This is a genomic window from Halomonas sp. ND22Bw, from assembly GCF_003011945.1.
Lineage (GTDB): Bacteria > Pseudomonadota > Gammaproteobacteria > Pseudomonadales > Halomonadaceae > Halomonas > Halomonas halophila.
The window spans coordinates 111,690-137,082 of record NZ_PXWD01000001.1 but is presented as its reverse complement, the minus strand read 5'-3'; the positions used below and the strand labels follow the sequence as shown (position 1 = coordinate 137,082).

Genomic DNA, 25,393 nt, shown 5'->3' with positions numbered 1-25,393 from the left:
TCTCGTGACTCGCGATGATCGAGTATCATGGCCGACCATCACAGGGAACGGCAGCACCATGGACAGCACTCCCAAGCAGAACCTCGGCATCAGCGCCTACCGCTGGCTCAAGCAGGACATCATCCGCGGCGTTTATCCGCCCGGGGAGAAGCTGCTGATGAGTCGGCTCAAGGAACGCTACGACCTCGGCATCGGTCCGCTGCGCGAGGCCCTGTCCCAGCTGGTCGCCGAGCGGCTGGTGGTGGCGATCAGCCAGCGCGGCTACCGGGTCGCGCCGATGTCGCGCGAGGAACTGGCCGACCTCTACGATGCCCGTGCCCAGCTGGAGGGCCTGATGCTGGAGCTGGCCATCCAGCGCGGGGACGACGCCTGGGAAGCCGACGTGCTGGCCAAGGCGCACACCCTGGCCAAGGTCATGGAGGTGCACAGTCCCGAGGAGATGCTCGACGTCTGGGACACCCGTCATCAGGCCTTCCACACGGCCATCGTCGCCGGCTGCAACTCCCCCCACCTGATGCAGGCGCGCCAGGGGCTGTTCGACCAGGTCGAGCGCTATCGCCACCTGTGGCTGCAGGAAACCGTGCTCTCCGACGAGGCCCTGGCGCGCAAGCGCCAGGAACACGCCGCCCTGGTCGACGCCACCCTGGCCCGCGACGTGGAGCGCGCCCGCACGATGATGCGCGAGCATCTGATGACGCCGGTGCCGATCATCCTCGACGCGATGCAGCGCCGCGGCCTGGCATGAACCACGGCCTGGCCTGACCCGAGGCGGCAGGATCGCCTTGATCCCGGTCATCGTGCTGTCACGACCCATGCGGGATACTCCTCACGAGCCCACGGAGGAGTCTTCACCATGCCGCTACCTCATCTGCTTCACCTGACCCGCGACCAGTCACTGCGCCTCGAGCACCTGGCCGAACGCTGCGACCTGCCCGTCAACGAGTTGCTCAACCGCCTCGTCGGCGAAGGCATCGCCAACCTCGAAAGCGAGCTGATGGTCGAAGGTGCCGGCCTGCGCAAGGCCGAGCGCAGCATCGACCAGTTGCTGCGCGAAAGCGGCCTCGGTATCTGAACCGGGTCAAGCGAACGCACGGCGAAAACGACGATAGTCGACCAGCGCCCGCTCGGCCGATACCGCCGCGAGCCGCACCTCCTGACCCGGCAGACACTGCGCCAGCCGCGCGCAGGAGAGCGGCGTCAGTGCCCCCAGCCGCGGATAGCCGCCGATGGTCTGGCGGTCGTTGAGCAGCGCGATGGGCTGGCCGTCCGGCGGCACCTGCACGGCACCGAGGCCGAGCCCCTCGGAGATCATGCTGGCCAGCCGACAGCGCAGCGTCGGCCCACACAGGCGCACGCCCATGCGGTCGGCGCGGTCGTCGACCCGCCAGACCGTATGGAAGGCCGCGGCCAGGCTCGCGCCCTCGAACTCGGCGATCTGGGCGCCCGGCACCAGCGACAGCCGCGGCATCGCCGTGTAGTCCAGGCGCGCCTCCGCGGGCGCCTCCCGCTCGTCGCCGATCGGGTGCTCCCCCGCCTCGGTGCCGACGTGGAGGACATCGCCCTCGGCCAGCGCCTGGCCATGGCCATCGTGGCCGCCGAGCCCTTCGCGCACCACGCTGGCCAGGCTGCCGAGCACCGGCTCGGCGCGGAATCCCCCGGCCACGGCCAGATAGGCGCGCAGCCCGGCGACCGGCTGGGCGAACCGCAGCACCTGACCCGGACGCAGGCGAAACCGCTGCCAGGGCGAGAGCAGCGCGTCGTCGAGGGTCGCCCCGAGATCGGCGCCGGCCAGCGCCAGCGTCAGTTCGCGCTCGGCCGCGAGTGCCAGGCCGCCAAGCGTCACTTCCAGCGCCGCCGCCCCCCAGGCGTTGCCGGCCAGCCGGTTGGCCCAGGCCCAGGCGTGCAGATCGGCGGGGCCGCCCTGGGTCACGCCCAGCCGGCGCACGCCGAAGCGCCCGGCATCCTGCAGCAGCGCCAGCGGCCCCGGGCGCGTCACCCGCAGGCCCGACACGGCATCCTCTATCGCCGCCGTCATCGCGTGTCCTCCATGGCCGTGACATCGGCGCCCCGTCGCACCAGTTCCTCCTTCGAGACCGGCACGAAGCGCACCCGGTCACCGACCCTGAGCAGGCTGAAGCCGTCACGGTCACGGTCGAACAGCCGCGCCGCGGTGCGCCCGATGAGGTTCCACCCCCCCGGCGAGACGGCGGGATAGGCGGCGGTCTGGCGCCCGGCGATGCCCACGCTGCCGGCGGGCACCTTCTTGCGCGGCGTCTCCAGCCGCGGCGTCTCCAGCCGCTCATCGACGCTGCCCATAAAGGCGAACCCCGGCGCGAAGCCCAGCGCATAGACGCGATAGGTCACCTCGGCGTGCCGTGCGATGGTCTCCGCCACGTCGAGCCCCGCCAGCTCGGCCAGGCGCGGCAGCTCAGGGCCGACGCTCTCGTGGTACCAGGTCGGAAGCTCCTGGACCTCGCCCGCGGCGGCCTCGTCATCGGGCGCCAGCGCGGCCAGCGTCTCGGCGAGACGGGCCCGCGCCTCGTCGGGCGTCATCCGCATCGGATCGAAGATCACCAGCAGGGTGGTATAGGACGGCACCAGGTCCACCAGGGCATTGCCGAAGGCCGTCTCGCAGTCGCGCACCAGGGCGGTGATCCAGGGCAGGTTGGCCTCGTCGATGGCATCGAACAGCCGTACCAGCCAGCCGTCGAGCCCCGCCGACTCCAGTCGCGGCAGGCCGGGGACGCTCATGCGCTCCCCTCATCGCCGTCGTCGTCCTCGTCGAGGGCGCGGCGAATGGCCTGGATGGCGGCGATCGACTCGGCGTTGTCGCCGTGCACGCAGAGGGTGTCGGCCGCGAGGATCAGCGCGCTGCCGTCGCCGGCGACGAGTGGCTCGCCGCGGGCGATGCGCCGCGCCTGGTCGACGATCGCGGCCTGATCATGGTGCACGCTGCCGGGCTCGCGCCGCGACACCAGCCGTCCCTCGCCGTCGTAGGCACGGTCGGCGAAGGCCTCGAACCACAGGGTGACGCCGAAGCGCTCGGCCAGCTCGCGGGCGGCGGAATCGTCGCGGGTAGCCATCACCATCAGCGGCAGCTCGGCGTCGAAGGCCACGAGCGCCCGCATCACCCCGGCCAGGATCTCGGGATCGCGCATCATGTCGTTGTAGAGCGCCCCGTGGGGCTTCACGTAGCCCACCGACAGGCCCTCGGCGCGGCACACGCCGGCCAGCGCCCCGAGCTGGTAGAGCACCAGGTTCTCGATCTCCTCCGGCGTGCAGGCCATGTGCCGCCGTCCGAAGCCCACCATGTCCGGATAGGCCGGATGCGCGCCCACGGTGACGCCGTGCTTGCGCGCCAGGCGCACCGTCATGCGGATCACATCGGGATCCGAGGCGTGGAAGCCGCAGGCCACGTTGGCCAGGTCCACGTGGGGCATCACCTCGGCGTCCATGCCCATGGTCCAGGCGCCGAAGCTCTCGCCCATGTCGGCGTTCAGCAGCAGTTTGCGCATGCGTATCGACTCGTCTCTTGGTGTTTCGTTATCCAGCCATTAAAACAGGCGCGCGGCGCGGCCTCACCCCCATGGAGCGGCGTCGTCATGCGTTTTCCCGGAGTTCGAGGCGCAGGTCGTGAATCAGCCGCACGTCGTTGAAGGCGGCCGACCGGGTCTCCTGCTGTCGCAGCCGGAACGCAGCCTGCTCGCGCCTTGGCAGGCCCTGGAACTCGGCGAGCACCTGGAACAGCCAGATCTCCGGGCCCCAGTCGAGCCCGCCGGCCTCGAGGAACTCGAGCGCGCTCAACGGCTCGCCGTCGCCCTCGACCACCGAGAGGTAGAAGCGTTCGACGTCCTCCCTCAGCGCCTGCTGGCGGGCGGCGACCATCGAATCCTCGTGACGCTCGGCGGCCACGGCGGCGGCGACGGGCTCCGGCGCCGCGGCGGGCCGCGGCAGGTCGTGGAGCAGCTCGGTGACGACCCGGGCATCCGGGGCCTGATCGAGCGCCACCGCGCCGGCGGCGGTCAGCGGCGCGGCGCGGTTGACCAGCGCCGGCACCTCGCTGCGCCGGGCGTAGTTGCCGGGCACGAAGCCGGGATGCTCGCGCAGGAAGGCGGCCATGCCCGCCACCAGGCGGCTGCGCGACTGCTGCTGGCGGAAGCGCGCCATCAGCTCGATCAGCCGCCGCTGCACCTCGCGCAGGCTGGTGTAGTGCTGGCTGAGGCGATGCTGGAGCTGGCTGACCAGCAGCTTGCGCAGCGCCCCGTCGGCGCCCACCAGGTCGATCAGCTCGTCGAAGTCGATCAGCGCCAGGCCGTCGAGCAGGCGCACGATCTGCTTCTGGGCGCGGTCGTTCTCGCGGATCTTGTCGGCCAGCCGGCTGACGAAGCCGAAGTCGCTGTTGAGGCGCCGCCAGAGGCTGTCGATGGCGTCGGCGAAGCGGCCGTCGAGGTCGTCCACCGCCTGGCGCAGGCGCAGCAGCTGCTGCTCCTGATGCCAGTACTCGGCGCCGTCACGGGCCTCGCGGTAGCTCTGCACCAGGCCGCGCATCAGCTCCAGCGTCTCGGCCACGTCGGCGTTGACGTGGCGGCGGGTCTCGTCGGCCAGCATCTCGGCGATCAGCTCGCGCACCTTGGGCGCGAGCTTCACCCCGGCCTGCTCGTCGGGCCGCCACAGGATGCGCGCCGACAGCAGCCGATTCAGCGCGGTGGTGCTCAGCCCCTCCAGCGGCACCTCGTCGCGCACGTAGCCGGCCATCAGCGCCTCGGCGTGCTTGCCCAGCAGCGCCAGCCGCTCGGCGCCGGTGCCGAGCAGGCGGTTGTCCAGGGCGTCTGAGTCGCTCGCGCTCACAGCAGCCGCTCCTGGGCCTCCGGGGCCTGGTCGTCGACGGGCAGCTGCTCCTCGTCGCGGATGAAGCGCACCAGCTCGATCAGGTAGTCGATCTTGGCGGTGGCAATGAAATAGTGGCGGTCGGCGTGAGGCTGGCTCAGGTAGCCGCGCTCGCGCAGGCGCTTGAAGACCTGCTTGATCTGGGCGTCGAGCTGCTCGCTCTGGGAGCCGAAGAACGGATCCGTGGCCAGGCGCTCGAGGCGCTCGCGCAGCCCCTGGTTGTCCTCGCAGCGCGAGCTGAAGTCGGCCGGCTTGAGCACGTCGCCGGGCGACACCGGGCCGTCGCGGCCGAGCGCCTCCTGCACCAGCTGCAGCCATTCGAGCATCGGCAGCAGGCTGCCGACGGTCTCCGCCAGCTGGCGGGAGAGCTGGTCGCGGGCGGTGTCGTCCAGCTGGCGCCAGGCCAGGAAGTAGACGCTGCCCTCGTCGTTGCTCGCCAGGCGCCGGTTGAGCGGGCGCAGGTAGGCGTCGAGGCGCTCGCGGGTCGCCTCGTCCTGCAGGCGGCGGAAGGCCGTATCGTCGCTGACCGCGCACAGGAAATCCCCGGCCAGCAGGCGCTCCAGCAGCGGGCCCAATTCCACCATGGAGCGGTCCACCATGGAACGCTCTGCGGTCGAATGCTCTGACATCATGTCCTCGCTCATGCCGATGCCTCCTGACGGTCGTGCTGGCGGTCCTGCAGACGCTGGGCCAGGCGGCTCAGTCGCGGCTCGATGCGCTTGAGCCGGCGCTTGTCCGGCGCGGTCTCGTCGCGGTCGATCAGATAACGGTGCTGGAACAGCATCAGCACGTCCGACTCCGGATTGGGGAAGGCGCCGACGATATGGATGCGGTTGTTGTCGCAGGCGTCGAACAGCTTCTCGACGTTGTGATACGCCAGGGTGCCGATCTCGTCGATGGGCCAGTGCACGGCCACCTCCGCCGGGCCGCGCAGCAGCCGGGTGAAGGCCAGCAGGAACTTGCACAGGATCAGGTAGGCCATGCCGTGGCTGGAGGATTCCAGCAGCTGGCGATCGTTCTTGATCACCAGGTCGGCGCCGCCCTCGTTGAGGTGCAGTTCCAGGCGCAGCAGGCTCTCGACGCTGTACTGCTGGTCGCTGCGCAACAGCTCCACCACGTCGCCCAGGGCGTCGAGGTAGTCGTCGTCCGGCAGCGTGCGGCCGCCGTCGCGCCACTCGCGGTAGCGCTGGGCGAAGCGCTTGAGCGGCTCCCAGAAACCGAGCTCGTCGATGGTCGACTGAATCTTCACCTCGGCCTTGCCGATGCCCTCGAGCCTGAGGTCGTCGGCCACCTCGTCGGAAAGCCGCCGGCTCTGGGCGTTGATGCGCCGGTTGAGGTCGCGGAACACGGTGAAGAACTTGTCGAGATCGTCGCCGAGGTTGCGCCCTTCCTGCAGCAGCTGCTGCTGTTGCCCCTCGAGCAGCTGCAGCATGTCGGCCAGCACCGCCAGCAGGCGGCGCGGACCGGGGTCATCGAGCTTGGCGCGTTCGGCCTCCAGGGTGTCCTGGAAGTCGGCGCTGGCGCCCTTGACCAGGTCGGCCTCGATCTTCTCGCAGCCACGGCGCAGCGCGTCGAGCGCGCGGGCGTGGTCGGCCAGCGCCTGGCGGGCGCGCTCGATGCGCTCGTCGACGTCACCCGGCGCCTCGCCGCGGGGCTCGCTGGCCGGCGCCAGGGTCAGTCCCTCCAGGGTGTCGAGCAGCGGCGTCAGGGTCTCGATCAGCGCCTGCTCGGCCTCGCGGCGACTCTTGAGTTCACCCATCGCCGCCCGATGCTCGGCCCGGTCGGCGTCGAAGGCGTCCTTGAGCGTCTTGCGCTCGCGTTCGGCGGCCTGCTGCGCCTGGCTCAGCTCCGCTTCCCGCGCCACCAGCCGCGGCTTGCGCTCGCCCCAGTCGAGGCGCATGAAGCGGGCGTAGGCATCGAGCTCGTCCCGCCGCGCCTCGGTGTCGTGGATGCGCTGGCCCAGATCCTCGATCTTCGCCCGGGTCTCGCGGACCTTGACCGGGTCAACGCCGCGGTCGGCCAGCTCGCGATCGAAGGCGGCCTCGAGCTCCTCACGCTGGCGGCGGTTGTCCTCCCGGATCTCGCCGAGCTGGCGCCGATACTGCTCGATCTGGCGGTCGATGCCGGCCAGCTGGCCCTGGTGATCGGCGGTGAGCTCCATGCGCTGGGCGCGGTGGGTCTCGTCCAGCGTCGCCAGTGCCTGGTCGCGCTCCTTGCGCAACGCCTGCTGCACCGCCTCCTGCTCCTCGAGGGCCTGGCGGCGGCTCGCCTGACGTTCCTGCTGCGCCTGCTGATGACGCAGCTGACACTGGCTGCGGGCCTGCAGGGCGTAGTCCACTTCTTCCGCGGCGCGGCGCTTCTCACCGCCCGCCCGTTCGAGGCGCGCGTCGGCCTCCTGCACCCTGTCGTGACCGGCCTTGAGCGCCTTCTCGGCGTCCTGCTCCGCCGCCCGGGCGTCGTTCAGCGCCTGTTCGGCGGCGGCGATCTCGGCCTGCAGGCCGGCCTCGTCCTGGGCATGGTCGGGCAGCGCGATGGCGGCCAGGTCGAGGGCCAGGCCGTGGAGATCGTCGCTGGCCTCGTCGTTGAACTGCGGGGCGAGGTCACGCCGTTCGAGCAGCGCCGGCGCCAGCACCTTGCCCAGGGTCTGCTCCCAGCCGGGACGGTGGTGGCGCAGGAAGTGCCGCAGGCTGCCCTGGGCCGGATCGCGCTGCACCTCCAGGGCCTCGAGGCGGGCCTCGGCCCGGGCGCGCTGCTGGCGGACCCGGTCGAGCTCGCGCTCGGCGTCGTCGCGGGCGCGCCTGTGGCCGTCGAGCTCGCCGCGCAGAGCGTCGAGCGTCGCGGCGATGGCGTCCTGGGCGCTGCGCGCCTCGTCGACGCGCAGCTGGGTCCGCTCGGCCTCGCGGGCCTCGTCCTCGGTCTGGGTGCCGTGGGCGAGCTCGGCCTTGAGCTCGGAGAGACGCGCGGTGAGCTGCTCGAGCCGCCCGCGGTAGTCGCCGTCCAGCGCCTGGCGGCGGGTCTGGTAGTCGGCGTCCAGGCGGCTCTCGGCCTCGCGCTGGCTCTCGCGGCGGGCTTCCTTGTCCTCGCCGAGAGCGTCGATCCGGGCCTGGAGCTCGTCGCGGCGGCGCTCGAGCTGATCGCCGAGCTCGACCAGCCGGGCCTCGAGGCGGGCCTTGCTCTCCTGCACCGCCTGCTGCATGAACTCGAGGTGGTCGCGCAGGCCCTGCTGCTGCTCGCGCCACTGGGGCAGCGCCTTCAGGTCCTGCTCCAGGCCAGGCATGTCGGCCTCCTCGAAGGCCTCGAAGCGGTGCTGGAGATCGTCGAGCTCGGTGCGGGTCTGCTCGAGCTCGCTGCCCATCTCGCTGAGGCGGTCGTTGACGTCCTGGCGCGCCTGCTCGTAGGCCTGCTCGCGGGCCTGAAAGTCGCGCTGGCGCTCGCCGATCTGCGCCTCCAGATCGGCCCGGCCGCGTTCGGCCCGGGCACGGTCGGCCTCGAGCTGGGGACGCAGCTGCCACAGGCCGGCCTCCAGGTCGGCGATCTCGCGATCCTGGCGCTGCAGGTCCGAAAGGGCCTGCTGCAGCGGCTCGAGGCGCATCGACTGGCGCATGCGGGCGATCCACTCCCGCGCCTTGGTGTTGCGGATGCGGGTCATCGGCAGCTCGACGCCGTCTTCCTCGAAGATCGCCGCCAGCATGGTCTTGAGGGTGTCCATCTTGCCCTCCTTGGCGTGCACCGCCGAGACCAGCTTCTCCATGTGGCGGATGCGCCGCCCGGCGCGCACCAGGCTGAAGCGGGCGGCCACCTGGCGCAGTTTCAGGCCCTCGCGGCGGCCGCCGCCGCTGCCGTGCTGGGTGAAGTCGTTCTGGATCACCGCGCGGTATTCCGAGGTGGCGCCGAGCTTGTGCGACACCGGGGTGCCCTGGCGGCGCAGCCCCTGGTTCCACTGGGCGTAGTCGAGGGCGACCACGCCGCCCTCGGTCTCGACCAGGTAGTCCTCGGGGCGATAGGGCGCGCCGACGAAGCGATACTCGACGCCGCCCTCGCTCTTGCGGGTGAGCACCGCCTGACAGACGTCGCCTTCCTCGCGGCGATATTCGTAGACCAGATAGCTGTTGCGATGCGGCAGGTAGAAGGCATCGAACTTGCGCCGGGTCTTGGGCACCACCCGGTTGGGCAGCTCCCCGTAGAAGACCGGCACCAGGCGCTGCAGGGTCGTCTTGCCCGAAGCGTTGGTGCCGCAGATGTTGGTGTGGCCATCGACATCCAGTTCGACCACCCCCTCGAGATGACCGTGGATCATCACGATGCGTAACAGCTGAGCCATGCGGCGTCCTTGATCTTTGCTGACAGTCGCAAGCGCCGGAGCAGATGGGGCGACGCCGGGGACAAGCCTTCGCGAGGACGCGGTAAACCCGTCCCTGGGCGCTTCTTTTGACGTCCATGGTCAAAAGAACCTCGCTCCGCCTTGCCCCCGGCCGCCGATGTCTGGCTAACAGAAGGCGCTTCAAGGCCGCCTATCTTGCCAGATCGCTGCGACAAGCTCATGGCATGAACAGGCGTTAGTCCCGGCCTCGACTCCAGGCCGCCACGTCGACAGGTCTTCGAGGGGCGCTGTGAACCCATCCCTGAGCGCTAACTTTTGCCATCCCTGGCAAAAACCCCCTCTGCGACCTGTCCCCGTGGCGTGTGCATGGATCGGTTCGCCGTCTCGGGCGTTACCTTTCTTACTCGGCCTGCTCTTTCATCGCGGCCAGAGCGGCGCGCGGGTCGCGGGGATAGAAGCGCTCCGGCTGGCGAGCCACGTGGGCGAAGACCCGGGTGTCCTTGTAGGGCATCTTCATGAAGCCCGAGACGCCGAGCCCCTCGATGCGTCCCACCGCGGCGAGGATGTCGTCCAGCCGGCGGCGAAATTCGGCCTCCCGGGACGGGTCGAGCAGCCGGTAGTGGCTATGAATCTTCAGGTGCTCGGGCAGCGCCTCGAAGATGATCATGCCGGTGTGGTGGATCTCGTTGAGCGCCTCCAGCGAGGCGATGATGGCCTCGGGCAGCACCAGGAACTCCTCCGGGTCCGGGCCGTCCTCGAAATAGCTGTGCAGCCGCGAGCGATCCTCGAGCTCCGGCACCGCGCTGACCTCGTAGGCCAGGCGCAGGTCGGGCGGGATCACGAAGGGACGATCCGGCCCCTCGCGATCAAGGTGAAGGGTGTCGCGGGCGTTGAACAGGCAGCTCTTGAAGATGCCGCGGCGGTGGATGCCCCGGGCCAGGCTGACCATGTTGTTGACCGCGGCGATGAAAGCCGGCTTGAGCTCGGGGTCGTGCAGGTTCAGCGAGGAGTCGATGTAGACGCCGTCGGCCTCCCAGCGCACCGCCAGCCCGCCCACCACCGGGTACTTGCCGAGCCGGCTGACCGCGGCGAGAAAGGCCTTCTCCGTCTCGCCCATGCCCTGCATGAAGTTCTTGTAGTAGCGGTCGAGCTGCACGTCGTTGACGTCACTGAGCGTCTCCCGGCCGTCCTCCTCGCGCAGGAAGGCCTTGCGCGAGCTGTAGACCACGGTGTCGATCTCGCGGTCGGCGGCCCGGGCCCATACCGGCACCAATGGCGCCTCGGGCGGGCTCGGCAGGTCGAGCATCACCAGCCGCGACAGGCGCGGCATCTCGCGCAGGAAGTGATCGCCGGCCTTCATGCGGGTGCGCGGATCGGGGTCGAGCATGCCGTCGAGCATGCGCGCGAACTCCCTGGGCAGGCCGAGCGAGGTGGCCGGCATGGCGCGGTGGCCGAAGCGACACGACTGGGCCGAGGCCAGCGCATAGAGGGTGCCGGCGGCGCCCTGCTCGTCGAAGCGCGGCGACGACAGCGCGCCGTTGAGCTGGTCGTCGCCGATGAAATAGACGTCGCCCAGGCGGGCGTTGGTCTGCTGCAGGTTGTCCGACATCAGCTCCATGACGTTGGCCGAGACGAATTGCAGCTCGGCGTCGAGCTGGGCGAACACCGAGGAACCCCAGTCGATCAGCGCCACGCTCTCGTCGCGTTCGTCGAACACCAGGTTGGAGGGCTTGATGTCGCCGTGGACGATGGGCCGGCCGGAGGGACCGGACTCGCGGCGCAGGGCGCGCAGGATATCGGCCAGCTGGGCGGCGATGCGCACCACCCTCCGCGGCGACAGCCGCCCCTCGCGCAGCGAGACCTCCTCCAGGTTCTCGCCGGGCGCGCGCTGCATCACCAGGATCGACTGGTGACGCACCCGCTGGAAGGCGATCAGCCGCGGCACCCGGGGATGGGCCACCTGCTCGAGCATGAAGGCCTCTTCCTCGAGGCGATCCTGCAGCGACTGGGGCAGGTTGACCCGGGTGAACTTGAACACGTACTGCTCGCCGCCGGCGGTGAGGCCGGCGAACACGAAGCCGTAAGCGCCCTTGCCGATCAGCTCGATGTGCCGGTAGCCCAGCTGCTCGAGCTGGGCCCGGCACAGCGCCACCCACTCCCGCAGCTTGCGGGCGTCGTGATGGCTCAGCAGATAGACCGACTGGTCTTCCGGAATATAGAACTGCTGCAGCGGCGCCTGGGTCGTGGACATGGTTCAGGAAAGGTGGAGCAACATCGTTTCCGGCTCTTCCAGATACCCCTTCCAGGCGTTGCAGAAGCGCGCGATGGTGCCGCCGTCGAGCAGGCGGTGATCGCCGGCCCAGGTCACGGTCATGATCGCCCGGCGGGTCACCTCGCCGGCCTCGTCGAAGCGCGGCAGCCACTGGCTCTTGCCGATGGCGACGATCGCCGCCTCCGGGGCGTTGATGATCGGCGCGGCATAGGTGCCGCCCAGGGCACCGATGTTGGAGATGCTGATGGTGCCGCCCTGCAGATCCGCCTGGGCCACGCGCCCTTCCCGGGCCGCGCCGGTCAGCCGCTGGATCTCGCCGGCCACGTCCAGCAGGCTCAGGCCTTCCACGCCCTTGACGTTGGGCACCATCAGGCCGGCCCTGCCGTCCACCGCCATGCCGATGTTGCAGGACGGCAGGTAGTGGATCTCGTCGCCGGCCTCGTTGAGCCGGCTGTTGAGCAGCGGGTAGTCCCGGATCGCCAGCGCCATGGCCTTCATGAAGAACGGCATCAGGGTCAGCTTGATCTCCCGCGCCTCGGCCCGGGGCTTCAGCCGCTCGCGCAGCGCCAGCAGCTCGGTGACGTCGATCTCCTCGCCGTACTGGAAGTGCGGGATGGTCGAGGCCGCGGCCACCATCTGGCGGGCCATGGCCGCGCGCACGCCGCGCAGCGGCTCGACGCGTATCTCATCCGGCACTTCGCCCGATGCGGCAGCGGGCGCCACCGGCTCGGCGGCTACCCCGTCGCCTTCGACCAGCGCCAGCACGTCCTCCTTGAGCACCCGCCCGTCCTTGCCGGAGCCGGGAACGTCCTCGAGGCGCAGGTCATGCTCGCGCACCAGGCGGCGCACCGCGGGGCTGGCCGGAATCCGGCCATGGGGGCCTTGCCCGGCAGCGGTCCGATCGGAGCGCTCCTGCCCGGCGGGGCACACGGTGCCCGCTTCCGCCTGCGGCGCCGGCGTCTCGACGCGGGGCGCTCCCGTGTCAGTATCAGCGTCGTCGACCTCCTTCGCCGACGCCGATGCCTCGGCATCTTCCGGCTCGGCGGCCGGCTCACCGTCCGCCATCTCATAGGCGAACAGCGGGGCGTGGACCTTGGCAATCTCGCCCTTGGCCACGTGCAGCTTGGTGACCCGCCCGCCCTCGGGGGCAGTGATCTCGACCAGGGCCTTGTCGGTCATCACCTCGACCACCGGCTGGTCTTCCTCGATGGCGTCGCCCTCGGCGACCCGCCACTCGACGACTTCACACTCCACGATACCCTCGCCGATATCGGGCAGCTTGAACTCGGTCATCGTGCTTGCTCCTGTCCTGGACTCAGTAGTTGACGCTCTCGCGGATGGCCTCGAAGACCTTGAGGTGATCCGGCAGATACTCCTTCTCCAGCGTCAGCGGGAAAGGCGTATCCAGGCCGGTCACGCGCAGGATCGGCGATTCCAGGTACAGGAAGCAGCGCTCCTGGAGGGTGGCGGCGATCTCGCCAGCGAAGCCGCCGGTCTGCGGCGCCTCGTGGGTCACTACCAGCCGGCCGGTCTTGAGCAGCGATTCCGCCACGGTGTCGGCGTCCCAGGGCAAGAGCGTGCGCAGGTCGATCACTTCGCAGGAGATGCCCTCCTTCTCGGCCAGCTCGACCGCGCGGTCGATGACCTCCATCTGGGCGCCCCAGCCCACCAGGGTGACGTCGCTGCCCTCCTTGGTGATCTCGGCCTCGCCCAGCAGCAGCTGATAGTCCTCCTCCGGCACCTCGCCGGTGGAGGCCCGGTAGAGCCGCTTGGGCTCGAAGAAGATCACCGGGTCCGGATCGCGGATGGCCGCCAGCAGCAGGCCCTTGGCCTCGTAGGGATTGCGCGGCACCACGATCTTCAGCCCCGGCGTATGGGTGAAGTAGGCCTCCGGCGACTGGGAGTGATAGTGGCCGCCGGAGATGCCGCCGCCGTAGGGCGCGCGAATGGTCAGGCCGCCGACGTTGAACAGGTCGCCGGAGCGATAGCGGAACTTGGCGGTCTCGTTGACGATCTGGTCGAAGGCCGGAAAGATGTAGTCGGCGAACTGGATCTCCGCCACCGGCACCGAGCCCTGGGCGGCCAGACCGTTGGCGAAGCCGATGATGCCCTGCTCCACCAGCGGCGTGTTGAAGCACCGCGCCCGGCCATAGCGTTCCTGCAGATGACTGGTGGCACGGAAGACCCCACCGAAGCCACCCACGTCCTCACCGAAGCACAGCACCTTCTCGTCCTCGGCCATGGCGATGTCCAGGGCGTGGTTGATCGCCTGCAGCAGATTCATGGTCGGCATGTCAGGACTCTCCCTCGTCGTCGGTGCGGCTCAGCTCGGGGTCGAGGAAGCGCGCGCCCTTCGGATAGGCCTCCGGATGGCGCCGGATATGGGACTTGAGCGCATCGAGCTGCTGCTGCAGGGCCGGCGTGACCTCGGCGTAGACGTCGGTGACCAGGGTATCGAGGGCCGGCGGCGGTCGCTTCTCGGCGCGCTTCATGGCCTCCAGCACCTCGCGGCGCAGCCGCTCCTGCAGTTCCTTCTCCTCGTCGTCGCTCCACCAGCCCTGGTCGTACATCCAGCGCTGCATGCGCAGGATCGGGTCCTTCTCGCGCCAGGCTTCCTCCTCCTTGCGCGAGCGATAGCCGGAGGGGTCGTCCGAGGACGAATGCGCCGCCAGGCGATAGGTCATGGCCTCGATCAGCACCGGCTTGTTGTGCTCGACGGCGATGCGCCGGGCCTCCTGGGTCGCGCGATGCACCGCCAGGATGTCGTTGCCGTCGACGCGGATCACGTGCATGCGATAGCCGAAGGCCCGCGGCGCCACGCCGTCGGCGGCGAACTGCTCGATGGCCGGCGTGGAGATGGCGTAGCCGTTGTTGCGGCAGAAGAAGATCACCGGCACCTCGTGCACCGCCGCCATGTTCAGGGCGGCGTGGAAGTCACCCTCGGAGGCGGCGCCCTCGCCGAAGAAGGTGATGGTGCATTTGCCCTCGCCGGCCAGCTTCTGGCCGTAGGCATAGCCGGTGGCCTGAGGAATCTGGGTGGCCAGCGGCGAGGAGATGGTCATGTAGTGGAGCTTCCGCGATCCGTAGTGGATCGGCATCTGGCGCCCCTTGCCGTAGTCGAGCTCGTTGCCGAACAGCTGGTTCATGAACTCGTCGAAGGTGAAGCCGCGATAGACCAGCGCACCCTGCTCGCGGTACTGGGCCATGATCATGTCGGCCTCGTCGAGCGCCGCGGTGGCGCCGATCACCGCGGCCTCCTCGCCGGTGCACTGCATGTAGAAGCTGAGGCGGCCCTGTCGCTGGGCGGCCATCATGCGCTCGTCGAGCACCCGGGTGGCGATCATCGCCCGGTAGATGGCCCGAGCCTCGTCGCGCTCGAGGGTCGGAGCCTCGGCGCCCTCGCAGAGGGTGCCCTCTTGGGTCAGTACCCGATAGGTGGGAATGCTGAACTCGTCACCGGCCAGAAACTCCGGCACGTGAATATCTCGCGTCGTGGTCATCGTCGTGATCCTTACCCCTTTTGGGGGCAGTGTTGTCGCTCTTGTGTCGGACCGCCAGGGGATCGCCCGGGCGTCGATCAACGCACGATTATGACGTTAACGTAAACTGAAAACCTTCGATAGCACGACGAAAGTCACACGCCGGCGAGGCCGCGTACTTAAGCGGCGGCCGGCTGCAGTCGGGCGAAGACGCTGTCCACGGTCAGCGCCAGCAGCCCGATCAGCAGCGCACCCTGCAACACGTAGGCGGTGTTGCCGTTGACGATGCCGGAGATGATCGGGTCGCCCAGATTGCTCGCCCCCACGGTGGCGCCGATCGCCGCGGTGGCGATATTGATGGTCACCGAGGTGCGGATGCCGGCCAGGATCACCGGCCAGGCCAGCGGCAGCTCCACCTGGCGCAGCAGCTGGCCGCTGGTCATGCCCATGCCGCGGGCGGCCTCGCGCACGCCGGAGTCGACGCCCTCGAGCCCGGTCAGGGTGTTGCGCACGATCGGCAGCAGCCCGTAGAGCAGCAATGCGACGATGATCGGCAGGGTGCCGAAACCCAGCACCGGCACCGCCAGCGCCAGCACCGCCACCGGCGGGAAGGTCTGCCCGATCGAGGCCAGCTGGGCGACCAGCGGCAGGAAGTCGCGGCCGGCACGCCGCGTCACCGCCACGGCGGCGCCGACGCCGATCGCCACCGCGGCCAGCGCCGCGACGGCCACCACCAGCAGATGGCGGCCCAGCAGGGTCAGGAAATCGGCCCGGGCATAGACGACACCGCGGCTGTCCGGTTCGACCAGCCGGAACAGCCCCTCGAGCCAGGGCATGCCCACGCAGGCAGAGAACAGCAGCACCGTCCAGGCCAGCGGCGCCCACCAGCCCCGCTCTCTCGGCGCCACCAGGCGACTCACCGCTTCACTCATGATGCTTCGCCCCCACCAGCCGGCGCAGCGACAGCTCGCCGATCGGCATGTCCTCGTCGTCGACCACGGCCAGGCGCTCGGCATGGCGCCACAGCATCATCGACAGCGCCTCGCGCAGGGTGGCGTGGCGGGAGATACGCTCCCGCGGCAGCAGCCGCGGGCTCAGCGGCATCATCCGCTCGCCGACGGTCAGCAACGCCGCCTCCTTGAGGCCGCGGTCCTCGCCGCCGAGCAGCGATTCGACGAAAGCGTCGGCGGGCTCGCGCAGCAGCTCAAGCGGATGGCCCTGCTGGCGGATGCGGCCGCCGTCCATGACCACCAGCCGGTCGGCCAGCCGCAGCGCCTCGTCCATGTCGTGGGTGACGAAGACGATGGTCTTCTGCAGCCGCGACTGCAGCTCGCGCAGTTCGTGCTGGAGCGTCTCGCGAGTGATCGGGTCCAGCGCCCCGAAGGGCTCGTCCATCAGCAGGATATCGGGATCGGCGGCCAGCGCCCGGGCCACACCGACCCGCTGGGCCTGGCCGCCGGAAAGCTGGCGCGGATACTTTTCGGCGAACTCGTCCATTGACAGGCCGAGCATCGCCATCAGCTCCTCGACCCGCTCGCGGATCCGCGCCGGGGGCCATTTGAGCAGCCGCGGCACCAGGCCGATGTTGCGCGCCACCGTCCAGTGCGGAAACAGCCCGGTGCTCTGGATCGCATAGCCCATGCGCCGGCGCAGGGTCTCCTCCCGGAAGTCGCGGATCTGCTGGCCGTCGATATGGATCTCGCCGTCGCTGTGCTCGATCAGGCGATTGATCATGCGCAGCGTCGTCGACTTGCCGCAGCCGGAGGTGCCCACCAGCACGCACAGCTCGCCGCGCTCGACGCGCAGCGACATGTCGTCCACGGCGGCGGTATCGCCGAAGCGCTTGGACACGCCGATGAGTTCGATCATGTGGCCTCTCCCTGGCGTGTGACGTCGGTCAGGGCGCCCAGCAGGGCATCGGCGATCAGCGCCATGACCAGGATCGGCAGGGCGCCGAGCAGCACCATGTCCATGGCCGCCTGCCCCAGCCCCTGAAAGATGAAGGTGCCGAGGCCGCCGGCGCCGATCAGCGCGGCCACGGCGGTCAGGCCGATGGCCTGCACGGTGGTGATGCGAATGCCCTCGAGGATCACCGGCGCGGCCAGCGGCAGGCGCACCTGGCGGAACACCTGGCCGCGGCTCATGCCCATGCCCCGGGCCGCGTCGATCACGCCGGGGTCGACCTCATCGAGGGCCACGAAGGTGTTGCGCACCATCGGCAGCAGACTGTAGCCGACCAGCGCCAGCAGCGCCGGGGCGGCGCCGATGCCGCTCACGCCCAGCGCCGCCAGCCACTCGACGTGGGCGCCCAGCCAGGCCAGCGGCGCCAGCAGCAGGCCGAACAGCGCCAAGCTGGGAATGGTCTGCAGGAAGTTGAGCACCGCGAAGCCGAGCATGCGGCAGCGCGCCCAGCGTCGCATGGCCAGCGCCAGGGCCACGCCGAGCACTAAACTGACGCCGACGGCGGCGCCGACCAGCAGCAGATGCTCGACGATGGCGGCGATGAAGCCGTCGCGGCGGGCCAGGAACTCCTGGCGCAGCGCCAGCGGGGCGAGGTCGAACGTCAGCCAGGCGGCGAAGCTCGCCAGCGGCACCAGCAACAGCGACCCACCCAGCGTCCGCGACAGCGCCAGGCGCGTGCGCAGCTCGATCAGCGCCAGCAGCAGCAGGAACAGCGCCACCCAGACCCCGGCGCCCACGCCCAGGCGCGCCTGTGGCAGATCGGCCTCGACCAGCCTGGCCGCCGCCAGCGCCAGCCAGGCCGGCAGTGCGGCGAGCATCGCCACCACCAGCCCCAGGGCCCAGCGCAGGTGGCACCGGTCCGGGCGCCAGGCCAGTGCCAGCACGGCGAGCATCGGCACCAGGCTGATCAGGAATCCCGGCCAGCCGGCCGCCTCCCAGGCGGCATGTCCCTGGCCGGGTACGATGCGATTGGGGGCGACGCTGACCGCGTCGAGCCCGCTCCAGGCGACCAGGGTCACCAGCAGCAGGCTCAGGAGCACGGCGTTGGGGCGAGGCACGTCCCTATTCCCTGTCTCCTCGTTCACCCCGCGGCTCATTCGTCCAGGGTATCGAGGAAGTCGCCGGCCACCTTGGCCGGATCGAGGCCGTTGACGGCCACATCACCGTTGAGCCGCTGCAGGGTGTCGCGGTCCAGCGCCTCGAACACCGGCGCCAGCAGGGTCTCGATCTCGGGATGCGCCTCGAGCACCTCGGCGCGTATCACCGGCGCCGGCTGATAGACCGGCTGCACGCCGAGGGTGTCGTCCAGCACGTGCAGATCGAGGGCCTTGAGGCCGCCGTCGGTGCCGTAGGTCATGGCGGCGTTGACGCCGCTGGTCTGCTGGGCGGCGGCGCGCATGGTGGCGGCGGTATTGCCGCCGGAGAGCACCAGCAGCTCGTCCTCGGAGAGCTCGAAGCCATAGGCGTCCTGGAAGGCCGGCAGCGCCTGGGGCGACTCGACGAACTCGGCGCTCGCCGCCAGCTTGAACTCGCCGCCATCGTCGAGATAGCCGGCCAGGTCCTCGAGGCTCGCCAGCTCGTGCGCGCGGGCCAGATCGCCGCGCACGCTGATCGCCCAGGTGTTGTTGGCCTCGGCGGGCGTCAGCCACACCAGGTCATTGGCCTCGCGATCCTTCTGACGGACCGTCTCATAGGCCTGCTCGGCGTCCTTCCACACCGGGCTGTCGGCCATGTCGAAGAAGAAGGCACCGTTGCCGGTGTATTCCGGGTAGAGATCGATCTCCCCGGTGGTCAGGGCCCTGCGCACGATGCTGGTGGCGCCAAGCTGCAGGCGATCCTCCACCGCGATGCCGCCGGCCTCCAGGCGTTGCAGGATCAGCTGCCCGAGCACCGAGCCCTCGGTGTCGATCTTGGAGGCGATCACCACCGGCTCTCCGGCGGCGTCCTGGGCCTGCGCCGCGCCCAGGGTCATCAGAGTGCCGGCCGCGATGGCGGCGAGACGTGTCAGTGCTGGCTGCATGGATACCACCCGCTTCCCGAATGAATGTATGCTGGAGTATAAGACCTGTATAGCTTCGCTGTCAGAGCGCCATCTCAACGCCCGGAGCGAGACCGCATGCCGCCATTCCGCGATGACATCCGCCCCTGGCACCACCCGCTGGTACGCGACCTGGCCTGGCTGCTGCAGGCACCTGACCTGATCACCCTCGAGACCCCCGGCCGCCCCGATCGCCGCAGCCTGGGTCTCGAGAGCGACGCCGCCCTGAGCGACTATCTGAGCCACCTGGACGACGCCCCGGGCGATCTGGAGCGCTACGTCGGCGCTGCCCTGGAGGGGCGCATGGGCCACTATCACGAGCGCCTGTGGCAGTTCCTGCTCGATACCGCACCGAATACCCGCCTGCTCGCCCACAACCTGCCAGTGCTTCAGGAGCGCCGCACCCTGGGCGAGCTCGACCTGATCTACGCCGAATCGCCGGATCCCGTGCCCGTCCATCTCGAGGTGGCGATCAAGTACTACCTGGGCCTCACCGAGGGCCCGGGCGCCGACGACGATCAGGCTCGCTGGGTCGGCCCCGGCGGGCTCGACAGCCTGGCCCTCAAGCGCCATCACCTGGAGCACCACCAGCTGCCGCTGGCCCAGCGCCCGCTGGCGCGCCAGGCGCTGGCCGAACGGCTTGGCGGCCCGGTGGCGCGACTACGTCAGCGCCTGGCCATGCCCGGGGTGTTGTTCTACCCCTGGCAGACGCCGCTGCCCTCCCCGCGCCAGGCCACGGCCGACCACCTGCGCGGCCAGTGGCTGCACTGGCACGACTGGCCAGCCTGGTGCGAGCGCCTGCCGGGAAACGCACTCGGCGCCTGGCTGTGCAAGCCTCACTGGCTGGCGTTTCCTCCCCTCCCGCAGCTGAGCCCGCTGCCGGTCCTCGAGCATCGGCTGCGCCTGCACTTTCTCCGCGGCGGCGCGCCGGTTCAGCTCGCCATCCTTCTCGACACCACCTCGTCCCCGAGCTGGCAGCGCGTCTTCGTCGTCGACGATGCCTGGCCCCATCGCCTCCCGCTGCCACCGGCATGATGCACTAACGGCCTTCTCGCGCCGGACTTGAGCGACATATTTTGTAACCTGAATTTACAAACAGCGTTTCTCAACTATGCTGACCATAAGGCCGCCCCCGGCGGTCCGACAGACCGGCGACAGTGAGTCGCTCCCTGGGTTACATGCCGTTCGGAGGAATGCCACATGAACCAGGTACTGCGGTTGCCCCACATGCCCGTTGAGCAACACTCACTCCCTCGAGCGCGGCCGATGGGCCGCGGCCAACGCCAGGAGTCACGCCTCCGAACGCGCTCCCGGCCCCATGAACGAGTCGACGTCGGCTGTCTCGCCCACGCCCCTCATGAAGACCTTGGCCCGGTGGACCTCGCCAACGCCCAGCGTCGAATCGATTTCTATTCACGCTGGCACGGGCTGACGGAACCCCGCCTGAAGATCTGGAAGGCTTGCTGAGCAATCGCCCGAGCGGGCGGCTCACGAAGGAAGGTGACGCATGAACATGAACGCTCGGATCGCCCCGCGCTGGCATCATGTCCACGCCGACTGGTGGCAGGACGACCGGGGCAACGACATCCACCGTGTCGACATCGATGACGATGCCCTCTATCACTGCCATCTCGTCGGATCGACCCTGCCCTGGGACGCGGTCGCCGTCAGCCTCGACGAAGCCATGGCACTGGTCGACGAGACGCTGGGCGCGGAGCCGCACTGAGTCTTCTGCCCCCAGACGCGAAACGCCCGGCACAAGGCCGGGCGTTTCAATTGCGGATCGATCGAGTATCAGGACTCAGTCGCCCGGCGCCTCGAACACCCAGCCGGTGCCCTCGCGGCTGTCCTTGAGCACGATGCCCAGTGCGGCCAGCTCGTCGCGGATGCCGTCGGCGGTGGCGAAGTCGCGGGCCTTCTTGGCCGCGGCGCGCTCGGCGATCCTGGCCTCGATCTCGGCCTCGGTCAGCGGCAGCTCGCCGCCACCGGCGCCCTTGAGGAAGGCCGCCGGCGCCTGCTGCAGCAGGCCGAGCACGCCGCCCAGGCGCTTGAGCTCGGCGGCCAGGGCCGGCGCTTGCTCAGGGCTTTCCTTCTTGGCGCGGTTGAGCTCGCGAGCCAGGTCGAACAGCACCGACACCGCCTCGGCGGTGTTGAAGTCGTCGTCCATGGCCGCGGTGAAGCGCTCGTCGAAGCGCGCATCGACCTCGCCTTCCCGTACCTCGACGCCGTCCAGGGCCAGCCCGTCAAGAGCATTGTAGAAACGCTCCAGCGACTTGCGGGCGTCGGCCAGCGACTCCGGTGCGTAGTTGATCGGGCTGCGATAGTGGCTCGACACCAGCAGGTAGCGCACCACCTCGGCGTCGTGATGCTCGAGCACGTCGCGGATGGTGAAGAAGTTGCCCAGCGACTTGGACATCTTCTCCTGGTTCACGCGCACCGCGCCGGCGTGCATCCAGGTGTTGACGTAGGGCTTGCCGGTGGCGGCCTCGCTCTGGGCGATCTCGTTCTCGTGGTGCGGGAAGGTCAGGTCCGGCCCGCCGCCGTGGATGTCGAAGGTCTCGCCGAGGCAGCAGGTGGACATCGCCGAGCACTCGATGTGCCAGCCCGGGCGCCCCTCGCCCCAGGGCGAGAGCCAGTTGACCTCGCCGGGCTTGGCGGCCTTCCACAGCACGAAGTCGAGCGGGTCTTCCTTGTGCTCGTCGACGTCGATCCGGGCGCCGGAGCGCATGTCGTCCAGGTCGCGGTTGTTGAGCTTGCCGTAGCCGTCGAACTTGCGCACCCGGTAGTAGACGTCGCCGTTGTCCGCCGCGTAGGCATAGCCCTTGTCGATCAGCGTCTGGATCATCGAGACGATCTCGTCCAGGTGCTGGGTCGCGCGCGGCTCGGCGTCCGGACGCAGCACGCCCAGGCGGCCCTCGTCCTCGTGCATGGCATCGATCATGCGGTCGGTGAGCGCCTCGATGGTCTCGCCGTTCTCGTCCGCCCGCTTGAGGATCTTGTCGTCGATGTCGGTGATGTTGCGCACGTAGCTGACGTCGTAGCCGCGGGCCCGCAGGTAGCGGGTGATGACGTCGAAGGCCACCATCACCCGGGCGTGGCCCAGGTGACAGAAGTCATAGACGGTCATGCCGCAGACGTACATGCGCACCTTGCCCGGCTCGATGGGCGTGAAGGTTTCCTTGCGACGCGTCAGGGTGTTGTAGATCTGCATGTCAGCCCTTCTTCTGGGCCTTGGCCCAGCCATCCTTGAGTCCCACGGTGCGGTTGAATACCAGCTTGCCGTCGCGGCAGGCGTGGCGGTCGGCGCAGAAGTAGCCGACCCGCTCGAACTGGAAGCGACTCTCGGGCGCCGCATCGGCCAGGCTCGGCTCGCCCATGGCCTGCACCACGGTCAGCGACTCGGGGTTGAGGTGCTCGAGGAAGTCGGCGTCCTTGTCCTTGTCCGGCTGCTCGACGGTGAACAGGTTGTCATAGAGGCGCACCTCCATCGGCACCGCCTGGGCGGCGCTGACCCAGTGGATCACGCCCTTGACCTTGCGACCCTCGGGGTTCTTGCCGAGAGTATCGAAATCGACCGAGCAGCGCAGCTCGCTGACCTCGCCGGCCTCGTCCTTGATCACCTCGTCGCAGCGGATGACGTAGGAGTTGCGCAGCCGCACTTCCTTGCCCGGCGCCAGGCGGAAGAACTTCTTCGGCGGCTCCTCCATGAAGTCGTCGCGGTCGATGTACAGCTCGCGGGAGAACGGAATCTCGCGCACCCCCATGTCCTCACGGGCCGGGTGCCCGGCGACCCGATAGGTCTCGGCGAAGTCCTCGGCGACGTTGGTCAGCACCACCTTGAGCGGCTTGAGCACGCACATGGCGCGCGGCGCGTTGTCCTCGAGGTCGGAACGGATCGCGTGGTAGAGCATGGCGATATCGACCAGGCCGCCGTCGGCGCGGGTCACGCCGATCATCTCGCAGAACTTGCGGATCGAGGCCGGGGTATAGCCGCGGCGACGCATGCCGGACAGGGTCGGCAGGCGCGGGTCGTCCCAGCCGTCGACGATGTTCTCGTCCACCAGCAGCTTGAGCTTGCGCTTGGAGGTCAGGGTGTAGTTCAGGTTCAGCCGCGCGAACTCGATCTGGCGCGGCTTGGCCGGCACCGGCAGGTTGTCCAGGAACCACTCGTACAGCGGGCGGTGATCCTCGAACTCCAGGGTGCAGACGGAGTGTGTCACCCCTTCCAGGGCATCGGACTGGCCGTGGGTGAAGTCGTAGGACGGGTAGATCTTCCACGTGTCGCCGGTCTGGTGGTGCGAAGCGTGGCGGATGCGATAGAGGATCGGGTCGCGCAGGTTGATGTTCGGCGCGGCCATGTCGATCTTGGCGCGCAGCACCTTCTCGCCCTCGGCGAACTCCCCGGTGCGCATGCGCTCCAGCAGGTCGAGGTTCTCCTCGACGCCGCGCTCGCGGTACGGGCTCGGCGTACCGGCCTCGGTCAGGGTGCCACGATACTCGCGCATCTCCTCCGGGGAGAGATCGTCGACGTAGGCCTTGCCCTCACGGATCAGGTGCTGGGCCCACTCGTAGAGGGTATCGAAGTAGTCCGAGGCGAAGCGCACGTCGCCGGCCCACTCGTAGCCCAGCCAGCTGACGTCTTCCTTGATGGCGTCGATATAGGCCTGCTCTTCCTTCGCCGGGTTGGTGTCGTCGAAGCGCAGATGACAGTCGCCACCGAACTGCTCGGCGAGCCCGAAATTCAGACAGATCGACTTGGCATGGCCGATGTGCAGGAAGCCGTTGGGCTCCGGCGGGAAGCGGGTGACGATCTTCCCCTGTCGGCCGGCCTCGATCTCCTCGCTGATCTGGTTGCGAATGAAGTTCGGCGCGCTGGTGGTCTCGCTGGTCATGTTGATTGGGCAACCTCTGGTTGAACGCGGGCCTGTCGTCGCGACGCCGCGGGCCTGACCACGGCTTCGCGCATCGACGCAAAGCGGCTATTATAGCGCCACGTGCCCATACGGCGCCAAGGCATCCCGCTTCGAGAAGACAGGACATCGTGATGATCATCTTGCAGACCAATTTCGGCGATATTCATGTCGCCCTGAACCACGACAAGGCCCCGAAGACGGCTGCCAACTTCGAGCAGTACGTGCGCGACGGCTACTATGACAACACCCTGTTCCACCGCGTGATCGACGGTTTCATGGTCCAGGGCGGCGGCTTCGACCTGGACTTCAACCAGAAGCAGACCCGCACCCCGATCGAGAACGAGGCCGACAACGGCCTGGCCAACACCCGCGGCACCCTGGCCATGGCCCGCACCCAGGACCCGCACTCCGCCAGCGCCCAGTTCTTCATCAACGTGGCCGACAACGACTTCCTCAACCATCGCGGCAAGAACCTGCAGGGCTGGGGCTACTGCGTGTTCGGCGAGGTCGTCGAGGGCATGGACGTGGTCGAGCGTATCAAGGGCGTGACCACCACCCGCCGCGGCATGCACGCCGACGTGCCGGCCGAGGACGTGATCATCCAGCGCGCCTACGTCCAGGACGACACCGAGGCCTGAGCCCTCGCCCCGTGAGTCCCGCGCCCTCGCCCTCCGGCGGGGGCGCTTTCCTTCATCCGCTGCCCGCGAGAGACGCCATGTCGACCCTGCTGATCTCCGATCTTCACCTGCATCCTGGTGCCCCGGCCATCACCGAGGGCTTCCTGAACTGGCTGGAGACCCGCGCCGCCGACGCCGAGGCGCTCTATATCCTCGGCGACTTCTTCGAGGCCTGGATCGGCGATGATCTGCTGGACCTCGGCGCCGCCGATCCCACCGGCACCGCCGCGCTCGCAGAGCGCATCGCCGCAGCCCTGAAGCAACGCGCCGAGGCCGGCACCGCGATCTACCTGATGCACGGCAACCGCGACTTCCTGCTCGGGGAGCGCTTCGCCGACGCCGCCGGCGCCACCCTGCTGCCCGATCCCAGCGTGGTCACCCTCGGCGACGAGCGGGTGCTGCTGATGCACGGCGACAGCCTGTGCACCCGGGACGAGGCCTACATGGCCTTCCGCGCCAAGGCCCGCGACCCGCAGTGGCAGGCGCAGATCCTGGCCATGCCGATCCCCGAGCGCATCGCCCTGGCCAAACAGCTGCGCGACCAGTCCGGAGAGGCCAATTCCAACAAGGCCGAGGACATCATGGACGTGACGCCGGCCGAGGTGGTCGAGGCCCTGCGCGAGCACGGCGTGACCACGATGATTCACGGCCATACCCACCGCCCCGCCATCCATGACGTCGACCTAGACGGCGCGCCGGCGCGTCGCTTCGTGCTGGGCGACTGGCAGCCGAACCAGGGCTGGGACATCGAGATCGTCCCGGGACAGGCGCCGGTGCTGCGCGACTTCCCGCTGCAGGGCTGAGCCGGGCGCTCTGCGCCCTCGCGGCAGCAGGACGCGAGCCG

Annotated in this window: 22 protein-coding genes; 6 read left to right on the top strand and 16 right to left on the bottom strand. The window is 69.3% G+C overall.

Features of this window, described 5'->3' with window-relative positions:
- Nucleotides 1-58: 58 nt before the first annotated feature.
- Nucleotides 59-745: a DNA-binding transcriptional regulator CsiR gene (gene csiR, locus CVH10_RS00615; RefSeq protein ID WP_035593369.1), complete on the top strand. Its 687-nt coding sequence runs from the start codon at nt 59-61 to the stop codon at nt 743-745.
- Between the two features lie 108 nt (nt 746-853).
- Complete coding sequence (locus CVH10_RS00610; protein WP_035593372.1) at nt 854-1,072, top strand: hypothetical protein; 219 nt, start codon at nt 854-856, stop codon at nt 1,070-1,072.
- Nucleotides 1,073-1,078: 6 nt separating this feature from the next.
- On the opposite strand, the gene CVH10_RS00605 is transcribed toward CVH10_RS00610, so the two are convergent.
- The 14 genes from CVH10_RS00605 to CVH10_RS00540 form a co-directional block, all read right to left on the bottom strand.
- Nucleotides 1,079-2,035 (bottom strand): biotin-dependent carboxyltransferase family protein, encoded by a 957-nt coding sequence (locus tag CVH10_RS00605; protein WP_106487531.1) that lies wholly within the window; start codon nt 2,033-2,035, stop codon nt 1,079-1,081.
- Nucleotides 2,032-2,751 (bottom strand): 5-oxoprolinase subunit PxpB, encoded by a 720-nt coding sequence (pxpB, locus tag CVH10_RS00600; protein ID WP_106487530.1) that lies wholly within the window; start codon nt 2,749-2,751, stop codon nt 2,032-2,034. Before pxpB ends, CVH10_RS00605 begins: the two co-directional genes overlap by 4 nt.
- Nucleotides 2,748-3,515: a 5-oxoprolinase subunit PxpA gene (locus CVH10_RS00595; protein ID WP_106487529.1), complete on the bottom strand. Its 768-nt coding sequence runs from the start codon at nt 3,513-3,515 to the stop codon at nt 2,748-2,750. Before CVH10_RS00595 ends, pxpB begins: the two co-directional genes overlap by 4 nt.
- Nucleotides 3,516-3,600: 85 nt before the next feature.
- A complete protein-coding gene (locus CVH10_RS00590) occupies nt 3,601-4,848 on the bottom strand; it encodes a hypothetical protein (RefSeq protein ID WP_106487528.1) in 1,248 nt (415 codons plus the stop codon).
- Nucleotides 4,845-5,471, bottom strand: coding sequence for a hypothetical protein (locus tag CVH10_RS00585; RefSeq protein ID WP_035593561.1), 627 nt, complete (start codon nt 5,469-5,471; stop codon nt 4,845-4,847). The genes CVH10_RS00590 and CVH10_RS00585 overlap by 4 nt, the downstream gene beginning before the upstream one ends.
- Before the next feature lie 56 nt (nt 5,472-5,527).
- Nucleotides 5,528-9,208: an ATP-binding protein gene (locus CVH10_RS00580; protein ID WP_106487527.1), complete on the bottom strand. Its 3,681-nt coding sequence runs from the start codon at nt 9,206-9,208 to the stop codon at nt 5,528-5,530.
- 400 nt (nt 9,209-9,608) lie between these two features.
- A complete protein-coding gene (locus CVH10_RS00575; protein WP_106487526.1) occupies nt 9,609-11,459 on the bottom strand; it encodes a phosphotransferase in 1,851 nt (616 codons plus the stop codon).
- A 3-nt stretch (nt 11,460-11,462) separates the two neighbouring features.
- Nucleotides 11,463-12,773 (bottom strand): 2-oxo acid dehydrogenase subunit E2, encoded by a 1,311-nt coding sequence (locus tag CVH10_RS00570; RefSeq protein ID WP_106487525.1) that lies wholly within the window; start codon nt 12,771-12,773, stop codon nt 11,463-11,465.
- Between the two features lie 22 nt (nt 12,774-12,795).
- Nucleotides 12,796-13,773: an alpha-ketoacid dehydrogenase subunit beta gene (locus CVH10_RS00565; RefSeq protein WP_106487524.1), complete on the bottom strand. Its 978-nt coding sequence runs from the start codon at nt 13,771-13,773 to the stop codon at nt 12,796-12,798.
- Nucleotide 13,774: 1 nt separating this feature from the next.
- Entirely contained in the window at nt 13,775-14,980 is a 1,206-nt protein-coding gene (locus CVH10_RS00560) for a thiamine pyrophosphate-dependent dehydrogenase E1 component subunit alpha (protein WP_106487523.1), read from the bottom strand.
- 158 nt (nt 14,981-15,138) lie between these two features.
- Nucleotides 15,139-15,891, bottom strand: coding sequence for an ABC transporter permease (locus CVH10_RS00555; RefSeq protein ID WP_106487522.1), 753 nt, complete (start codon nt 15,889-15,891; stop codon nt 15,139-15,141).
- Complete coding sequence (locus CVH10_RS00550; protein ID WP_106487521.1) at nt 15,884-16,828, bottom strand: ABC transporter ATP-binding protein; 945 nt, start codon at nt 16,826-16,828, stop codon at nt 15,884-15,886. Before CVH10_RS00550 ends, CVH10_RS00555 begins: the two co-directional genes overlap by 8 nt.
- Nucleotides 16,825-18,018 carry an ABC transporter permease gene (locus CVH10_RS00545; RefSeq protein WP_106487520.1) on the bottom strand — a complete coding sequence of 398 codons (1,194 nt, stop codon included), beginning with the start codon at nt 18,016-18,018 and terminating at the stop codon, nt 16,825-16,827. Before CVH10_RS00545 ends, CVH10_RS00550 begins: the two co-directional genes overlap by 4 nt.
- Nucleotides 18,015-18,941 carry an ABC transporter substrate-binding protein gene (locus CVH10_RS00540; RefSeq protein WP_106487519.1) on the bottom strand — a complete coding sequence of 309 codons (927 nt, stop codon included), beginning with the start codon at nt 18,939-18,941 and terminating at the stop codon, nt 18,015-18,017. Before CVH10_RS00540 ends, CVH10_RS00545 begins: the two co-directional genes overlap by 4 nt.
- Before the next feature lie 96 nt (nt 18,942-19,037).
- Here CVH10_RS00540 and CVH10_RS00535 point away from each other — a divergent pair, with 96 nt between their 5' ends.
- Nucleotides 19,038-19,994: a DUF1853 family protein gene (locus tag CVH10_RS00535; RefSeq protein WP_035593407.1), complete on the top strand. Its 957-nt coding sequence runs from the start codon at nt 19,038-19,040 to the stop codon at nt 19,992-19,994.
- 472 nt (nt 19,995-20,466) lie between these two features.
- Entirely contained in the window at nt 20,467-20,685 is a 219-nt protein-coding gene (locus CVH10_RS00530; RefSeq protein WP_035593410.1) for a hypothetical protein, read from the top strand.
- Between the two features lie 75 nt (nt 20,686-20,760).
- Here the strand turns inward: CVH10_RS00530 and cysS are convergent, their stop codons facing one another.
- The gene (gene cysS / locus CVH10_RS00525) at nt 20,761-22,170 is read right to left on the bottom strand and encodes a cysteine--tRNA ligase (RefSeq protein WP_035593413.1); all 1,410 of its coding nucleotides are present in this window, start codon (nt 22,168-22,170) and stop codon (nt 20,761-20,763) included.
- A 1-nt stretch (nt 22,171) separates the two neighbouring features.
- The gene (locus CVH10_RS00520; RefSeq protein WP_035593415.1) at nt 22,172-23,851 is read right to left on the bottom strand and encodes a glutamine--tRNA ligase/YqeY domain fusion protein; all 1,680 of its coding nucleotides are present in this window, start codon (nt 23,849-23,851) and stop codon (nt 22,172-22,174) included.
- 152 nt (nt 23,852-24,003) lie between these two features.
- On the opposite strand from CVH10_RS00520, the gene CVH10_RS00515 reads away from it, so the two are divergent.
- Nucleotides 24,004-24,510, top strand: coding sequence for a peptidylprolyl isomerase (locus CVH10_RS00515; RefSeq protein WP_106487518.1), 507 nt, complete (start codon nt 24,004-24,006; stop codon nt 24,508-24,510).
- 77 nt (nt 24,511-24,587) lie between these two features.
- A complete protein-coding gene (locus CVH10_RS00510) occupies nt 24,588-25,352 on the top strand; it encodes a UDP-2,3-diacylglucosamine diphosphatase (RefSeq protein WP_106487517.1) in 765 nt (254 codons plus the stop codon).
- Nucleotides 25,353-25,393 lie beyond the last annotated feature (41 nt).

Coding starts and splice junctions, on each gene's coding strand:
- csiR (WP_035593369.1), top strand. CDS start 59: ATGGACAGCACTCCCAAGCAGAACCTCGGCATCAGCGCCTACCGCTGG.
- CVH10_RS00610 (WP_035593372.1), top strand. CDS start 854: ATGCCGCTACCTCATCTGCTTCACCTGACCCGCGACCAGTCACTGCGC.
- CVH10_RS00605 (WP_106487531.1), bottom strand. CDS start 2,035: ATGACGGCGGCGATAGAGGATGCCGTGTCGGGCCTGCGGGTGACGCGC.
- pxpB (WP_106487530.1), bottom strand. CDS start 2,751: ATGAGCGTCCCCGGCCTGCCGCGACTGGAGTCGGCGGGGCTCGACGGC.
- CVH10_RS00595 (WP_106487529.1), bottom strand. CDS start 3,515: ATGCGCAAACTGCTGCTGAACGCCGACATGGGCGAGAGCTTCGGCGCC.
- CVH10_RS00585 (WP_035593561.1), bottom strand. CDS start 5,471: ATGGTGGAATTGGGCCCGCTGCTGGAGCGCCTGCTGGCCGGGGATTTC.
- CVH10_RS00580 (WP_106487527.1), bottom strand. CDS start 9,208: ATGGCTCAGCTGTTACGCATCGTGATGATCCACGGTCATCTCGAGGGG.
- CVH10_RS00575 (WP_106487526.1), bottom strand. CDS start 11,459: ATGTCCACGACCCAGGCGCCGCTGCAGCAGTTCTATATTCCGGAAGAC.
- CVH10_RS00570 (WP_106487525.1), bottom strand. CDS start 12,773: ATGACCGAGTTCAAGCTGCCCGATATCGGCGAGGGTATCGTGGAGTGT.
- CVH10_RS00565 (WP_106487524.1), bottom strand. CDS start 13,773: ATGCCGACCATGAATCTGCTGCAGGCGATCAACCACGCCCTGGACATC.
- CVH10_RS00560 (WP_106487523.1), bottom strand. CDS start 14,980: ATGACCACGACGCGAGATATTCACGTGCCGGAGTTTCTGGCCGGTGAC.
- CVH10_RS00555 (WP_106487522.1), bottom strand. CDS start 15,891: ATGAGTGAAGCGGTGAGTCGCCTGGTGGCGCCGAGAGAGCGGGGCTGG.
- CVH10_RS00550 (WP_106487521.1), bottom strand. CDS start 16,828: ATGATCGAACTCATCGGCGTGTCCAAGCGCTTCGGCGATACCGCCGCC.
- CVH10_RS00545 (WP_106487520.1), bottom strand. CDS start 18,018: ATGAGCCGCGGGGTGAACGAGGAGACAGGGAATAGGGACGTGCCTCGC.
- CVH10_RS00540 (WP_106487519.1), bottom strand. CDS start 18,941: ATGCAGCCAGCACTGACACGTCTCGCCGCCATCGCGGCCGGCACTCTG.
- CVH10_RS00535 (WP_035593407.1), top strand. CDS start 19,038: ATGCCGCCATTCCGCGATGACATCCGCCCCTGGCACCACCCGCTGGTA.
- CVH10_RS00530 (WP_035593410.1), top strand. CDS start 20,467: ATGAACATGAACGCTCGGATCGCCCCGCGCTGGCATCATGTCCACGCC.
- cysS (WP_035593413.1), bottom strand. CDS start 22,170: ATGCAGATCTACAACACCCTGACGCGTCGCAAGGAAACCTTCACGCCC.
- CVH10_RS00520 (WP_035593415.1), bottom strand. CDS start 23,851: ATGACCAGCGAGACCACCAGCGCGCCGAACTTCATTCGCAACCAGATC.
- CVH10_RS00515 (WP_106487518.1), top strand. CDS start 24,004: ATGATCATCTTGCAGACCAATTTCGGCGATATTCATGTCGCCCTGAAC.
- CVH10_RS00510 (WP_106487517.1), top strand. CDS start 24,588: ATGTCGACCCTGCTGATCTCCGATCTTCACCTGCATCCTGGTGCCCCG.